Source organism: Pseudoxanthomonas sp. SORGH_AS_0997, from assembly GCF_031453535.1.
In the GTDB taxonomy this organism is placed as follows: Bacteria; Pseudomonadota; Gammaproteobacteria; order Xanthomonadales; family Xanthomonadaceae; genus Pseudoxanthomonas_A; species Pseudoxanthomonas_A winnipegensis.
The window spans coordinates 4,206,838-4,220,972 of record NZ_JAVIZI010000001.1 but is presented as its reverse complement, the minus strand read 5'-3'; the positions used below and the strand labels follow the sequence as shown (position 1 = coordinate 4,220,972).

The 14,135-nt window shown below is 71.1% G+C and carries 11 protein-coding genes and 1 pseudogene; all 12 read right to left on the bottom strand.

The features are described 5' to 3' along the window. Nucleotides 1–31: 31 nt before the first annotated feature. Nucleotides 32–1,267: a cell division protein FtsA gene (ftsA, locus tag QE438_RS18420; protein WP_130515479.1), complete on the bottom strand. Its 1,236-nt coding sequence runs from the start codon at nt 1,265–1,267 to the stop codon at nt 32–34. Further along, nucleotides 1,264–2,065: pseudogene (locus tag QE438_RS18415) on the bottom strand (cell division protein FtsQ/DivIB). Before QE438_RS18415 ends, ftsA begins: the two are co-directional and overlap by 4 nt. Before the next feature lie 115 nt (nt 2,066–2,180). Continuing rightward, on the bottom strand, nt 2,181–3,191 hold the full coding sequence (locus tag QE438_RS18410) for a D-alanine--D-alanine ligase (RefSeq protein WP_306993521.1): 1,011 nt from the start codon (nt 3,189–3,191) through the stop codon (nt 2,181–2,183). Beyond that, nucleotides 3,188–4,639: a UDP-N-acetylmuramate--L-alanine ligase gene (gene murC / locus QE438_RS18405; RefSeq protein WP_130530754.1), complete on the bottom strand. Its 1,452-nt coding sequence runs from the start codon at nt 4,637–4,639 to the stop codon at nt 3,188–3,190. The genes QE438_RS18410 and murC overlap by 4 nt, the downstream gene beginning before the upstream one ends. Beyond that, nucleotides 4,636–5,706, bottom strand: coding sequence for an undecaprenyldiphospho-muramoylpentapeptide beta-N-acetylglucosaminyltransferase (gene murG / locus QE438_RS18400; protein WP_306993523.1), 1,071 nt, complete (start codon nt 5,704–5,706; stop codon nt 4,636–4,638). Before murG ends, murC begins: the two co-directional genes overlap by 4 nt. Further along, the gene (gene ftsW / locus QE438_RS18395; RefSeq protein WP_130515469.1) at nt 5,706–7,028 is read right to left on the bottom strand and encodes a putative lipid II flippase FtsW; all 1,323 of its coding nucleotides are present in this window, start codon (nt 7,026–7,028) and stop codon (nt 5,706–5,708) included. Before ftsW ends, murG begins: the two co-directional genes overlap by 1 nt. Next, the gene (mraY, locus tag QE438_RS18390; protein WP_130515468.1) at nt 7,028–8,113 is read right to left on the bottom strand and encodes a phospho-N-acetylmuramoyl-pentapeptide-transferase; all 1,086 of its coding nucleotides are present in this window, start codon (nt 8,111–8,113) and stop codon (nt 7,028–7,030) included. The genes ftsW and mraY overlap by 1 nt, the downstream gene beginning before the upstream one ends. After that, nucleotides 8,103–9,515 carry a UDP-N-acetylmuramoyl-tripeptide--D-alanyl-D-alanine ligase gene (murF, locus tag QE438_RS18385; RefSeq protein ID WP_306993525.1) on the bottom strand — a complete coding sequence of 471 codons (1,413 nt, stop codon included), beginning with the start codon at nt 9,513–9,515 and terminating at the stop codon, nt 8,103–8,105. The genes mraY and murF overlap by 11 nt, the downstream gene beginning before the upstream one ends. Further along, nucleotides 9,512–11,032 (bottom strand): UDP-N-acetylmuramoyl-L-alanyl-D-glutamate--2,6-diaminopimelate ligase, encoded by a 1,521-nt coding sequence (locus QE438_RS18380; protein WP_306993527.1) that lies wholly within the window; start codon nt 11,030–11,032, stop codon nt 9,512–9,514. Before QE438_RS18380 ends, murF begins: the two co-directional genes overlap by 4 nt. Next, nucleotides 11,029–12,927, bottom strand: a complete 1,899-nt coding sequence (locus QE438_RS18375) for a penicillin-binding transpeptidase domain-containing protein (RefSeq protein WP_130530744.1) — start codon at nt 12,925–12,927, stop codon at nt 11,029–11,031. The genes QE438_RS18380 and QE438_RS18375 overlap by 4 nt, the downstream gene beginning before the upstream one ends. Further along, nucleotides 12,924–13,187 (bottom strand): cell division protein FtsL, encoded by a 264-nt coding sequence (ftsL, locus tag QE438_RS18370; protein WP_130515460.1) that lies wholly within the window; start codon nt 13,185–13,187, stop codon nt 12,924–12,926. Before ftsL ends, QE438_RS18375 begins: the two co-directional genes overlap by 4 nt. After that, nucleotides 13,184–14,122: a 16S rRNA (cytosine(1402)-N(4))-methyltransferase RsmH gene (rsmH, locus tag QE438_RS18365; protein ID WP_130523184.1), complete on the bottom strand. Its 939-nt coding sequence runs from the start codon at nt 14,120–14,122 to the stop codon at nt 13,184–13,186. Before rsmH ends, ftsL begins: the two co-directional genes overlap by 4 nt. Nucleotides 14,123–14,135: the final 13 nt, after the last annotated feature.

Here is a 14,135-nt window from a genome sequence, read left to right as displayed (position 1 = left end):
GCGTCGGCGTCGTGCCTCTTGCCGCGTCGAATCAGAATTCGCCGCGGTACCAGTTCTGCAGTTTCTTGAACAAGCTGCCGGCCTTGCCCGTGGGCAGCGACGGCCGGCGCGGATGCTCGATCTGGCTGCCCATCAGCAGCAGGCCCACGCCGGTGGCGTGGACCGGGTTGCCGACCACCTCGCCCAGGCCGGTGACGTGCTGGGGAATGCCGATGCGCACCGGCATCTGCAGCATCTCCTCGGCCAGCTCGACCACGCCTTCCATCTTCGAGGCGCCGCCGGTGAGCACCATGCCGGCGCGCACCAGTTCCTCGAAGCCGGAGCGGCGCAGCTCGGCCTGGACCATCTCGAAGATCTCCTCGTAGCGACCCTGCACCGCCTGCGCCAGCGAATGGCGCGGCATGCGCCGCGGCGGGCGATCGCCCACCGACGGCACCTGGATCGATTCCTCGGCGGTGGCCAGCTGGGCCAGCGCGCAGGCGTAGCGCACCTTGATCTGCTCGGCCTCCGGGGTGGGCGTGCGCAGCATGTGCGCGATGTCGTTGGTGACGTGGTCGCCGGCGATCGGCAGCGAGGCGGTGTGGCAGATCGCGCCGTGCACGAACACCGCCAGGTCGGTGGTGCCGGCGCCCATGTCGACCAGGACCACGCCCAGCTCGCGCTCGTCGGCGGTCAGCACCGCCACCGAGGAGCCCAGCGAGGACAGGATCAGATCGTCGATCTGCAGGCCGCAGCGCTGCACGCACTTGGAGATGTTGGCCGCGGCCGACTGCGCGCAGACCACCAGGTGCGCGTCCACTTCCAGGCGCACGCCGGTCATGCCGACCGGGTTGCGGATGCCTTCCTGCGAGTTGTCCAGCTTGTACTCGCGCGGGATGGCATGAAGGATCTTCTGGTCGGCCGGGATGGCCACGGCCTTGGCGGCGTCGAGTACGCGATCCAGGTCGGCCCAGGTCACCTCGCCGTCGCGGATCGGCACGATGCCGGGCGAGTTCTTGCACTGCACGTGGGCGCCGGAGATCGAGGCGTAGACGCTGCGGATCTCGCAGCCGGCCATCAGTTCGGCTTCCTCCACCGCGCGCTGGATCGACTGCACGGTCGATTCGATATCGACCACCACGCCGCGCTTGAGCCCACGCGACTCATGGCTGCCGATGCCGATCACCTCGATCGGATTGCCCGGGGAATATTCGCCGACCAGCGCAGTCACCTTGGAGGTGCCGATGTCCAGTCCGACGATCAGGGATTTGTCGCCCTTGCGGTTCATGCGTGGAATGCCTGCTGCGATGCGTGTGCGGTCAGCGCGGCCATCGGGGCCGGTGCGCTGACGGGAGGAGGAGTCGTGGCGGCGCCATCGTTGGCGGCCGGCCTGGCGTTGCCCCAGGTCAGGGCGAAGCCGTTGGTGTAGCGCAGGTCCACGCTGGCCAGCTGGCGCGGATCGCCGAGCAGGCGCGGCAGCAGGCGCACGAAGCGCTGCAGGCGCGGACGGGCGTCGGCGCGGCCGATCACCACGTTCAGGCCGTTGCCCAGGGTCAGCGACCAGCTGCCGCGCGCATCCATCGCCAGCGCGTCCACCTTCAGCCCCAGCGGCGCGAACAGCTGGGTCGATTCGTTGTACAGGGCCACCACCTCGGCCACCTGGCTCTCCGGACCGCCGAGCTGCGGCAGCGCGCTGGCGTCGACGTTCTTGGGCAGCGGGAACAGCGCCCCGTCCACCGACAGCAGCTTGTCGCTGCCCCAGCGGGCGAAGGGCTTGTGTTCGATCACGGTCACTTCCAGCACGTCGGGCCAGCGCTTGCGCACCTGCGCGCGCTCGACCCAGGGCAGGCGCTCGACCGCGCGCTGCGCATCGCTCAGCTGCACGGCGAAGTAGCCGCGCGCCGCATACGGCAGCACCACCGCGCGCAGCTGCGCCGGATCGACGCGGTGCAGCTCGCCGCCGACGCGCAGCCGCTTCAGCGGCCAGCGTTCGGCGCCGATCCAGCCGTTGAACACGGCCACGACCGGGCAGGGCGACCAGCGCCAGCGCCAGGATCCAGGTCAGCACGCGCAGGGCATTGCTCATGGGCGCGCTCCGCGCGCGGGATTCGGGATTCGGGATTGGGGATGGGAAACGGCCGCGGCGACGCATGCGGCGCCGCTGTCGACCCATCCCGAATCCCGAATCCCGAATCCCGGCTTCATACCGTCTGCTCCAGGATGCGCCAGCACAGATCCTCGAACCCCAGCCCGGCCTGGCGCGCGGCCTTGGGCACCAGCGAGTGGCTGGTCATGCCCGGCGCGGTGTTGACCTCGAGCAGGAAGAACGCGCCGCTGGCGGCGTCGCGCATCACGTCCACGCGGCCCCAGCCGCCGCAGCCGGCGGCGTTGAAGGCGGCCAGCGCGATGCGCCGGATCTCTTCCTCGGCCTCTCCCTCCAGGCCGGGGCACAGGTACTGGGTGTCCTCGGCGATGTACTTGGCGTTGTAGTCGTACCAGGCGCCCTTGGGCACGATGCGGATCGAGGGCAGCGCGGTCTGGCCGAGGATGCCGACGGTCAGCTCGTCGCCGACCACCAGCTGCTCCATCAGCAGCTCGCCGTCGTAGCGCGCGGCCAGCGCCACCGCCTCGTCCAGCTGCGCGTCCTCGAACACGCGGGTGACGCCGACGCTGGAGCCTTCGTTGGCCGGCTTGACGATCACCGGCAGGCCCAGCTCGGCGGCCGCGGCATGCACGGCCGCTTTCGGCATCCTGCCTTCAGCGGCACTCGCGCGATCCTGCGCATCGGCGGCCGCATCGGCCGTCGCCGCCAGGCGCACGTAGCGCGGGGTCGGCAGGCCCAGCGACAGCCACACCTGCTTGGTGCGCACCTTGTCCATGCTCAGCGCCGAGCCGAGCACGTTCGAGCCGGTATAAGGCACGCCGAAGGCCGTCATCAGGCCCTGGACCACGCCGTCCTCACCGCCACCGTTGTGACCGTGCAGCACGTTGAACACGCGATCGCAGCCGCCCTGCGCCAGCAGCGTGGCCAGCGCGGGGATGCCATCGACCGCGAAGGCGTCCACGCCGCGCGCGGTCAGCGCCTCGAGCACGTTGGCGCCGGAGTTCAGCGACACCTCGCGCTCGCTGGAGGTGCCGCCCATCAGCACGGCGACGCGGCCGAACGCGGCCGCATCGACGATGCGCGAGGACGGAAGCGACAGCGCGCTCATGCCTGGCCTCCCGGGGCGAAGCCCTGCGCGGCGATCTGCTGGGCGACCGCGCCGATGTCGCCGGCGCCCATCATCAGCAGCAGGTCGCCATCGGCCAGCACGTCGGGCAGCACGGTGGACAGGTCGGCCACGCTGCTGACCACGACCGGCTCGTTGCGGCCGCGCGCGCGGATGGCGCGCGCCAGCGACTTGGCGTCGGCCCCGGCGATCGGCGCCTCGCCGGCCGGATAGACCTCGCTCAGCACCAGCGCGTCGACCTCGCTCAGCACCGCGGCGAAGGCGTCGAACTGATCGCGCGTGCGGCTGTAGCGATGCGGCTGGAAGGCCACCACCAGGCGTTTGTCCGGCCAGCCGCCGCGCGCGGCGGCGAACACCGCGGCCAGCTCCTTGGGATGGTGGCCGTAGTCATCGATCAGCTGCACGGTCGCGCCGCGCCCGGTGTCGATGGCGCCCAGGTCGTTGAAGCGCCGGCCGATGCCGGAGAAGTTGGCCAGGGCGCGCGCGATCGTGCCCGGCTGCACGCCCAGCTGCCAGCCCACCGCCGCGGCGGCCAGCGCATTGAGCACGTTGTGCTTGCCCGGCAGCGCCAGGGTCACGCCGACCGACACGTCCTCGGGCAGGCACAGGGTGAAGCGCATGCGCCCGGCCTCCTGCACCACGTTCTCGGCACGGATATCGGCGCCGTCGGACAGGCCGTAGGTCATCACATGGCGCGGCGTCTCGGCGGCCAGCGCGGCCACTTCCGGATCGTCGATGCACAGCACGGCCAGGCCATAGAACGGCAGGCGCTGCAGGAACTCGGCGAAGGCCGCCTGCACGCGGGCGAAGTCGTTGCCGTAGTTCTCCAGGTGATCGGCATCGATGTTGGTGATGACCGCGATCAGCGGATTCAGGCGCAGGAAGCTGCCGTCGCTCTCGTCGGCCTCGGCCACCAGCCACTGACCGTCGCCGAGCTTGGCGTTGGCGCCCGCCGAGAGCAGCTGGCCGCCGATGACATAGGTCGGGTCCAGGCCACCCTCGCTGAGCACCGCGGCGGTCAGCGAGGTGGTGGTGGTCTTGCCGTGCGTGCCGGCCACGGCGATGCCGCGGCGGAAGCGCATCAGCTCGGCCAGCATCATCGCGCGCGGCACGATCGGGATGCGCTGGCTGCGCGCTTCCATCAGCTCGGGGTTGTCGGCCTTGATCGCGCTGGAGACGACCACGCAGTCGGTGCCCAGCACGTTGGAGGCGTTGTGGCCGCGCATCACGCGCGCGCCGAGCGAGGCCAGGCGCCGGGTGGCCGCGTTCTCCGACGCGTCCGAGCCGGAGACCTCGTAGCCCAGCGTGCACAGCACCTCGGCGATGCCGCTCATGCCCGAGCCGCCGATGCCGACGAAGTGCACACGGCGAAAGGCCTGCGCCAGGTTGCCGGTGTTCTGCAGCCGGCGTTCACGCGCCGCGGAAATCATGCGGCTTCCTCCAGAATGATGTCTGCGATGCGTTCGGCCGCATCGATGCGGGCCAGCCCGCGCGCGGCGATGGCCATGTCCAGCCGGCGCTGCGGGTCGGCCGAGAGCACGGCCAGCACGCGCTGCAGGTGCACGTTCAAGCTGTCGTCCTGCTTGAGCAGCACCGCGGCGCCGTGTTCGACCAGGTACTGCGCGTTGCGGGTCTGGTGGTCGTCCACCGCCGCAGCGAAGGGCACCAGCACGCTGCCGATGCCGGCGGCGCACAGCTCGGCCAGGGTCGAGGCGCCGGCGCGGCATACGACCAGGTCGGCCCACGCATAGGCCTGCGCCATGTCGGCGATGAAGCTCTCCACGCTGGCGGGCACGCCGGCCTTCGCGTAGGCCGCGTCGGCCTCGGCGCGCAGCTTCTCGCCGCACTGGTGGCGCACCTGCGCCTCCAGCTTCAGCGCGGCCAGCGCCTGCGGCACGGCGGTGTTGAGCGCGCGCGCGCCCTGGCTGCCGCCCAGCACCAGCAGGCGCAGCGGGCCTTCGCGGCCGGCCAGACGCTCGCGCGGCGGGGCGATGGCGGCGATCTCCTCGCGCACCGGGTTGCCGACGGCTTCCTCGCGCGTGGCGAAGCTGCCCGGGAAGCCGGTCAGCACGCGACGCGCGACACGCGACAGCAGCTTGTTGGTCATGCCCGGCGCGCGGTTCTGCTCGTGCACCAGCAGCGGCCGGCCCTGCAGCCGGGCGGCCACGCCACCCGGGCCGGCCGCATAGCCGCCGAAACTGATGACCGCACGCGGCGCACGCCGGCGCAGCACGCCGGCGGCGGCCATGACCGCCGCGGCGATGCGCAGCGGCGCGCCGAACAGCGCCGCGGCGCCCTTGCCGCGCAGGCCCTTGACCGCGATGGTGTCCAGCGCGATGTCGTGCTGCGGCACCAGGCGCGTTTCCATCTGTCCGTCGGCGCCCAGCCAGGTCACCGGCACGCCGCGCGCGCGCAGCACCTTGGCCACGGCCAGCGCGGGGAAGATGTGGCCGCCGGTGCCGCCGGCCAGGATCATCACGGGCGCGTTGCCTGCCATCAACCAATCCGCTCGAAAGTGGGTTCGATGCGCTGCGGGCGCGCGTTGCCGCGCACGGCGGCCTTGGCCGGTGCCGGCTGCGGCGCGGGCTCGCCGGCGCGCGCGGGCGTGGCGACTTGAGCAACCTGCGGGGAGGAGCCCTCGTCGCGCTGATCGCGCGACTCGATGCCGCGGGTCAGCGCGATGTGCTTCTCGGCACGGCTGAGTTCGTAGGACACGCGCAGCAGCAGGCCCATCGCCGCGCAGGTCATCAACACCGACGAGCCGCCGGAGGAGATCAGCGGCAGGGTCAGGCCCTTGGTCGGCAGCAGGCCCAGGTTGACGCCGATCGAGACGAAGGCCTGCATGCCGATCCACAGCGCGATGCCGAAGGCGATGTAGCCGGCGAAGTGACGGTTGCGGCCGATGCAGCGGTAGCCGACATACAGCGCGCGGCCGACCAGCAGCGCGTACAGGCCGATGATGGCGCACACACCGAGGAAGCCGAGCTCCTCGCCGATGACCGAGAAGATGAAGTCGGTGTGCGCCTCGGGCAGGTAGTTGAGCTTTTGCACCGAGCTGCCCAGGCCCACGCCGGTCCATTCGCCGCGGCCGATGGCCATCAGCGCGTTGGACAGCTGGTAGCCCGAGCCCAGCTGGTCCTTCCACGGATCCAGGAAGGAGGTGACGCGGCGCATGCGGTAGGGCTCGAACACCACCAGCGCCACCAGCGCCGGCAGCAGGGCCAGCACCGGCATGGTCATGCGCGGCAGGTTGGCGCCGCCCAGGATCAGCATGCCGGCGGTGATGCCCAGCAGCAGCGTGGACGAGCCGAAGTCCGGCTGCAGCAGCAGCAGCGCGATCAGCACCAGCACCACGCCGATGGCCTTGATCAGCGCACCCCAGGTCGCATTGACCTCGTCGCGGAAGCGCACCAGGTAGCTGGCCAGCCAGACGATGTAGAGCACCTTGACCGCCTCGACCGTCTGGAAGCGGGTGAAGCCCAGATTGATCCAGCGCCGCGCGCCGTTGACCGTGCTGCCCAGCCCCGGCACGAACACCACCACCAGCAGCGCGAAGCAGCCCAGCAGCAGCAGCTGGTTGTACTTCTCGATGGACTTGAGCTCCATGCGCATGGCGGTGATCGCCAGGCCCACGCCCAGCGCCAGGAACACCACGTGGCGGCTCAGGTAGTAGTACGGCGTGGAGGCCATGGCGATCGAGGCCGAGGCCACCATCACCACGCCGATCGCCGCCAGCGCTCCGGCGGCGGCCACCAGCCAGAAGTCGTACTGCCCACCGATCGATTCCAGGCGCATGGCCTGCTTACGGAAGTCGTTCATCAGCGCACCTTCAACGTGGCCAGACCGACAAGGACCAGGATCACCGAAATGATCCAGAACCGGACGATGACGCGCGGTTCGGGCCAGCCCTTGAGTTCGAAGTGGTGATGGATGGGCGCCATGCGAAACACGCGCTTGCCGGTGAGCTTGAAGCTGGCCACCTGGATCATCACCGAGAGCGTCTCGACGACGAAGATGCCGCCCATCACCACCAGCACCAGTTCCTGACGCACGATCACCGCGATGGTGCCGAGCACCGCACCGAGCGCCAGCGCGCCGATGTCGCCCATGAACACCATCGCCGGATAGGTGTTGAACCACAGAAAGCCCAGGCCCGCGCCGGCGATGGCCGCGCAGATGATCACCAGCTCGCCCGCGCCCGGGACCTGCGGGATCTGCAGATAGTTGGAGAACACCACGTTGCCCGAGGCGTAGGCGAACACCGCCAGCGCGCAGGCCACCAGCACGGTCGGCATGATCGCCAGCCCGTCCAGGCCGTCGGTGAGGTTGACCGCGTTGGAGAAGCCCACGATCCAGAAGTAGGCGATGGTGACGAAGCCCACCCCGGCCAGCGGCAGCGCCACGGCCTTGAACAGCGGGATGTAGAACGTGGTCGCCGCCGCCACATCCGCGGTGTGCCACAGGAAGATGCCCGCGGCCAGGCCGAAGATCGACTGCAGCAGGTACTTCCAGCGCGACTTCAGGCCGTTGGGATCGCGGCGCACGATCTTGATCCAGTCGTCGTACCAGCCGATCGCGCCGAAGGCCACCATCACCGCCAGCACCAGCCACACGTAGCGGTTGCGCAGGTCGCCCCACAGCAGCGTGGCCAGCGCCACGGTCATCAGGATCAGCGCGCCGCCCATGGTCGGCGTGCCGGCCTTGGAGAAATGCGTCTGCGGGCCGTCGCTGCGGATCGGCTGGCCGCCCTTGAACTGCGCCAGCCGGCGGATCACCGCCGGGCCCATCCACAGCGACAGGAACAGCGCGGTCAGCGCCGCCAGGATCGCGCGCAGGGTCAGGTAGTTGAAGATCGCGAAGACCGAGTCCAGTTGCCTCAGCCAGCGGGCCAGTTCAAGCAGCATGCGCGGTGCCTCCCGTGGATTGCGCGGGCGCGGCGGGAAGCAGCGCGGTGACGATGCGGTCCATCGCGCTGCCGCGGGACCCCTTGACCAGGATCACGGGACGCGAGGCCGGCGAAGCGGAACCGGACGCGGACGCGTCCAGCTCCGAGGCCAGCGCCTGGGCCAGCGCGGCGTGAGTGTCGAACACGCGCGCGCCGTCGCCGAAGGCCGCGGCCGCGTGGGCGCTCAGTTCGCCCAGCGCGTACAAGCGGGCGATCCCGGCCTGCCTGGCCTGGGCGCCGGCGGCGGCGTGCAGCGCCGCGCCTTCCGGGCCCAGCTCGCGCATGTCGCCCAGCACCAGCCAGCCGTGCCGGGTGGTGGCGGCCAGCGTGTCGATCGCGGCGGCCAGCGAACCGGGGTTGGCGTTGTAGCTGTCGTCGATGAGCACCGCGCCGGAGGGCAGCGTGTGCGAGACCTGGCGGCCGGCGACCGGGCGCGCGGCCTGCAGGCCTTCGACGATGGTGGCCAGCGCCACGCCGCAGCCCAGCGCCAGGCCGGTGGCGGCCAGCGCGTTGCGTACGTTGTGCCGGCCCGGCAGCGGCAGACGCACCTGCGCCTCGCCTTGCGGGGTGAGCAGGGTGAAGTGCGAGCCTTCCGCGTCGGTGACGATGTCGCGCGCGCGGATGTCGGCGCTGCCTTCCAGGCCGAAGCGCAGCACGCGCCGGCCCGCGGCCAGGCCGGCGAAGTATTCGACGAAGGCATCGTCGGCGTTGATCACCGCCACGCCCGTCTCAGGCAGCGCGCTGTAGATCGCGCCCTTGGTCTGGGCGACGCCGAGCAGGCTGCCCATGCGTTCCAGATGCGCCGGCGCGATGTTGTTGACCAGCGACACGTCGGGGCGGGCGATGTCGGTCAGGTAGGCGATGTCGCCCGGCTTGCCGGCGCCCATCTCGTAGACGGCGTACTCGGCCGCGTCCGGGGCCTCGATCACCGCCAGCGGCAGGCCGATCTCGTTGTTGCGGTTGCCCGGCGTCGACCAGGTCTGGCCGGCGCGCTCGAGGATGGACAGCACCAGCGCCTTGACGCTGGTCTTGCCGTTGCTGCCGGTGATGGCCACCACCTTGCCCGCGCGATCGCGCTGCAGGCCGGCGGCCAGGCGCGCCAGCGCCTGCTGCGTGTCGGCCACCACCACCTGCGGCAGCGCGCTGTCCACGGCGTGATCGACCAGCAGCGCGCCGGCGCCCTGCGCGGCGGCCTGGGCGATGAAGTCGTGGCCGTCGAAGCGCTCACCGCGCAGGGCTACGTACAGGCTGCCCGGGCGCAGCGCGCGGGTGTCGTTGGACACCGCCGCCACGGTGACGTCATCGCCATGCAGCTCGCCGCCGGCCAGGTGCGCGATCAGCGACAGGGGCAGACGGTTCATCGCCGCGCCTCCAGGTCCCGGTCCAGCGTCGCGCGCGCCTCGAGGGCCGCCCGCGCCTGCACAGTGTCGTCGAAGGCATGCCTGACGCCGTGGACTTCCTGATAGGGCTCATGCCCCTTGCCGGCGATCAGCACGATGTCACCGGCCTGCGCCTGGCTCACCGCGTGGGCGATGGCGCGCGCGCGGTCGCGCTGCACCTCGAAGCGCACGCCGTGCGCGTCGAATCCGGCCACGATGTCGGCGACGATGGCATCGCCGTCCTCGCTGCGCGGATTGTCGTCGGTGACGATCACCGCGTCGGCGTGTTGCTGTGCGATCCGCGCCATCTGCGGACGCTTGCCGCGATCGCGGTCGCCGCCGCAGCCGAACACGCAGATCAGGCGCCCCTCGAGGTGGCCGCGCAGGCTGGTCAAGGCCTGCTGCAGCGCGTCGGGGGTATGCGCGTAATCGATCACCACCAGCGGCTGACCGTCGACGCCGCCGAGGCGGTTCATGCGGCCGTGGATCGGCCGCAGCTGGCCCAGCACCTGGGCGATGCGCGTCGGCGCGATGCCGGTGGCGTGCAGCACGCCGGCCACGGCCAGCAGGTTGTCCACGTTGAAGCGTCCCAGCAGCGGCGAGCGCACCGGATGCACGGCATCGCCGAGCGCCAGCGAGAAGCCGATGCCCGACGCATCCAGCACGACATCGCGCGCCTGCACGGCGGCCTGCGCCGCGCCGAGCGCGCTGACGCCGACCAGCTGCACTCCGTCGGCCAGCTTGCCCGGCAGGCTCGCGCCGAAGGCATCGTCCAGGTTGACCACCGCGGCCCGCAGGCCGGCGCGCTGGAACAGCCGCGCCTTGGCCGCGCCGTAGCCTTCCATGGTGCCGTGGTAGTCCAGATGATCGCGGGTGAGGTTGGTGAACACCGCCACGTCGAAGGCGACCGCATCCACGCGGGTCTGCACCAGCGCGTGCGAGCTGACTTCCATCGCCACCGCCTGCGCGCCGGCCTCGTGCAGCTGCGCCAGCAGCGCATGGGTCTGCAGCACCAGCGGCGTGGTGAAGCCGGTCGGCTGCACCTGCCCGTACAGGCCGGCGCCGAGCGTGCCGATGCTGCCGCCGGTCACGCCGAGCAGATGCCAGGCCTGGCCGAGCAGCTGCACGAAGGAGGTCTTGCCGTTGGTGCCGGTCACCCCGACCACGGTCATCTGCCGCGAGGGGTGGCCGTAGAAGGTGTCGGCCATCGCGCCCAGCCGATGACGCAGACCGGGCACGGCGATCGCATCGGCCGGGGCCGGCAGCGTGTCGGGCGCCGGCGGTTCGAACAGGATCGCCGCCGCGCCCGCCGCGCGCGCCTGCTCGACGAAGCCCAGCCCGTGCCAGGTCGAGGGGCTGTTGTCGACCGGACCAATGGCCACGAAGGCATCGCCCGGCCGCACGCTGCGGCTGTCCTGGGTCAGCCCGTGCACGATCAGGCCCGCCGGGACGGCGGGCACGTCGGGCAGCAGCGTGGACAGGGCCATGGCGCGGCTCATTCCAGGCTCCTGGGCAGCGCCGGCTCGGCCTTAGCCTGGATCGGCGCGGGCAGTGGCGCGGGCAACGGCTTGGGCAGCGCGGCGACGGTCGGCGGACGCTTGGGCGCCTGCGCGGCGCGCTTGGCCTCGTCCTTGGCCTGCGCGGCCAGCCAGCTGTCGATGTCGTCCGGCGGCACGTCCATCAGGCGCAGCGCGTCTTCCATCACGTTGTGGAACACCGGCGCGGACACCAGGCCGCCGTAGTACTTGCCGGCCTGCGGGTCGCGGATCACGGTGACCATGACGAAGCGCGGATTGGTCGCCGGCACCAGCCCGGCGAACAGCGCGGTGTAGTGGCCCGAGGCATAGCTGCCGCCCGAGGCAATGCGCGCGGTACCGGTCTTGCCGGCCACGTGATAGCCCGGCACGGCCGCATCCTTGGCGCCGCCCTGGGTGACCACGGTCTCCATCATGGCGATGACCTGCTTGGTCACCTCCCGGGGCACGACCTGCACGCTGTTCTCGCTGCGCATGCCCTTGATGAAGGTCGGGGTGACCAGCACGCCGCCGTTGCCGATGGTCGCGTAGGCGCGGGCGATCTGCAGCGGCGACACTGCCAGGCCGTAGCCGTAGGACATCGTGGTCTTGGACGTGCCGCTCCAGCGCGCGGGCGAAGGGAACAGACCCGAGGCTTCACCCGGGAATCCGCTATGCGGCGCGCTGCCGTAACCGAAGGCCTTGACCGTGTTGTAGAAGGTCTGGTCCTGGATCTTGTCGGCGATCTTGGCCGCGCCGATGTTGGAGCTGTGCGTGATCACCCCGCCCACGGTCAGCACGCCGTTGTTGCGCGGCACGTCGCGGATGGTGAAGCCGCCCTTGAGCGCCATGTAGCCCGGGTTGGTGTCGATCAGCGTGCTCGGCGTGACCACGCCCGCCGCCAGCGCGGTGGAGATGGTGATGGGCTTCATCGTCGAGCCCGGCTCGACCAGGTCGGTGACCGCGCGGTTGCGGTGCACGTCCGGCTTGCCCAGGTCCTGCGCGTTGGGGTTGAACGTGGGCAGGTTGGCCATGGCCAGCACCTCGCCGGTGGCCACGTCCAGGATCACCACCGAGCCGCCTGCGGCCTGGTTGTCGTCGATCGCGCGGCGCAGCTCGCGCGCGGCGATGTACTGGATGCGGCGGTCCACGCTCAGGGTCAGGTCGTTGCCCGGCTGCGCCGGGCGCACCAGGTCGATGTTCTCCACGATGTGGCCGGCCTGGTCGCGGATGACCTTCTTCAGGCCCGGCTTGCCGCGCAGCCAGTCGTCGAAGGCCAGCTCCAGGCCTTCCTGACCGCGGTCGTCGATGTTGGTGAAGCCCAGGATGTGGGCCATCACCTCGCCCTGCGGGTAAAAGCGCTTGTACTCGCGCTGCGAATACACGCCGGGCACGCCGTGGGCCAGGATCGCCTTGGCCGCGTCGGGATTGATGCGGCGCTTGAGATACATGAACTCCTTGTCCGCCTTCTGGCTCACGCGGCGGGTCAGGCTCTCCAGCGGCTCGCCCAGCGCCTGGGCCAGCTCGGGCAGGCGGTCGGGCGACTTGAGCAGTTCGCGCGGATCGCACCACACCGATTCCACCGGCGAGGACACGGCCAGCGGCTCGCCGTTGCGGTCGGTGATCATGCCGCGCGAGGTCGGGATGGCCAGCTCGCGGGTGAACCGCGCGTCGCCTTCCTTCTGATAGAAGTCGCTGTTGATCAGCTGCACGTAGGCGGCGCGGCCGACCAGGCTGACCGAGCACAGCACCAGCGCGCCGCCGACCAGCAGCAGGCGGTTGCGCAGGTCGTAGCGCGCGCGGTTGCGGTTGCGCGGCAGCGCGCCCTTGCGCTCGCCGTTGCGCTTGATCACCCGCTCGATGGCATCGCGCAGGCTCATGGGCGGATCACCACGACGTCGGCCGATTCGGGCGACTTCATGCCCAGACGCTCGCGCGCGATGCGCTCGACGCGATTGCTCTCGCCCACGGTGGCCTGCTCCAGCTGCAGCCGGCCGAATTCGATGTTCAGCTCATCGCGCGCCTTGTCCAGCTGGTTGAGCTGGACGAACAGCACGCGGTGCTGGTGACGCGCGTACACCACCGCGATGGCGGTGGCGATGTTGGCCACGATCACGACGATGAGCAGCAGGCGGGTCATGCGGCCTGCCCCAGCTTCTCGGCCACGCGCAGCACCGCGCTGCGGGCGCGCGGGTTGGCGGCGGTTTCCTCGGCGTCGGCGCGGGCCGCGTCCTGGATGATCTTCAGCGTGGGCGTGAAGTCCTGCGCCACCGGCAGGCGGCGGTTGCCGGCCGGCGCCTTGGCGTGGCCGGCGATGAAGCGCTTGACGATACGGTCTTCCAGCGAATGGAAGCTGATCACCGCCAGCCGGCCGCCGACCTTCAGCCGCGACAGGGCCGCGTCCAGGCCCAGCTCCAGATCGGCCAGCTCGCGGTTGATGTGGATGCGGATGGCCTGGAAGCTGCGCGTGGCCGGATGAATCTTGTCCTTGCCGCGCGGCATCACGCTGGCGATCAGCTCGGCCAGCTGCGCGGTGCGGGTCAGCGGGGTCTCGCCGCGGCGCGCGACGATGGCGCGGGCGATGCGCCGGCTCATGCGCTCCTCGCCGTACTGCCACAGCACGTCGGCGATCTCGGCCTCTTCGGCGCGCGCCAGCCACTGCGCGGCGCTCTCGCCCGCGTCCGGATCCATGCGCATGTCCAGCGGGCCGTCCTTGCCGAAGGAGAAGCCGCGCTCGGCCACGTCCAGCTGCGGCGAGGACACGCCCAGGTCCAGCAGCACGCCGTCCAGGCCATCGGCCGTGGCGTCCCACTGCGCCAGCTCGGCGAAGCTGCCGCGATACACCGACACGCGTGCATCGCCGTCGAACACGGCGTGCGCATGGGCGATCGCGTCGGGATCCTTGTCCATCAGCAGCAGTCGGCCTCCCGGGCCGAGTCGTTGCAGCACGCCGCGCGCATGGCCGCCGCGGCCGAGCGTGCCGTCCAGATACGTTCCGTCCACCTTCACCTGCAGCCCGTCCATGCACTGGGCGAACATCACCGGAAGGTGGCCGGGCTGCGCGTCGGGGCGCATCCGGGCACCTGCC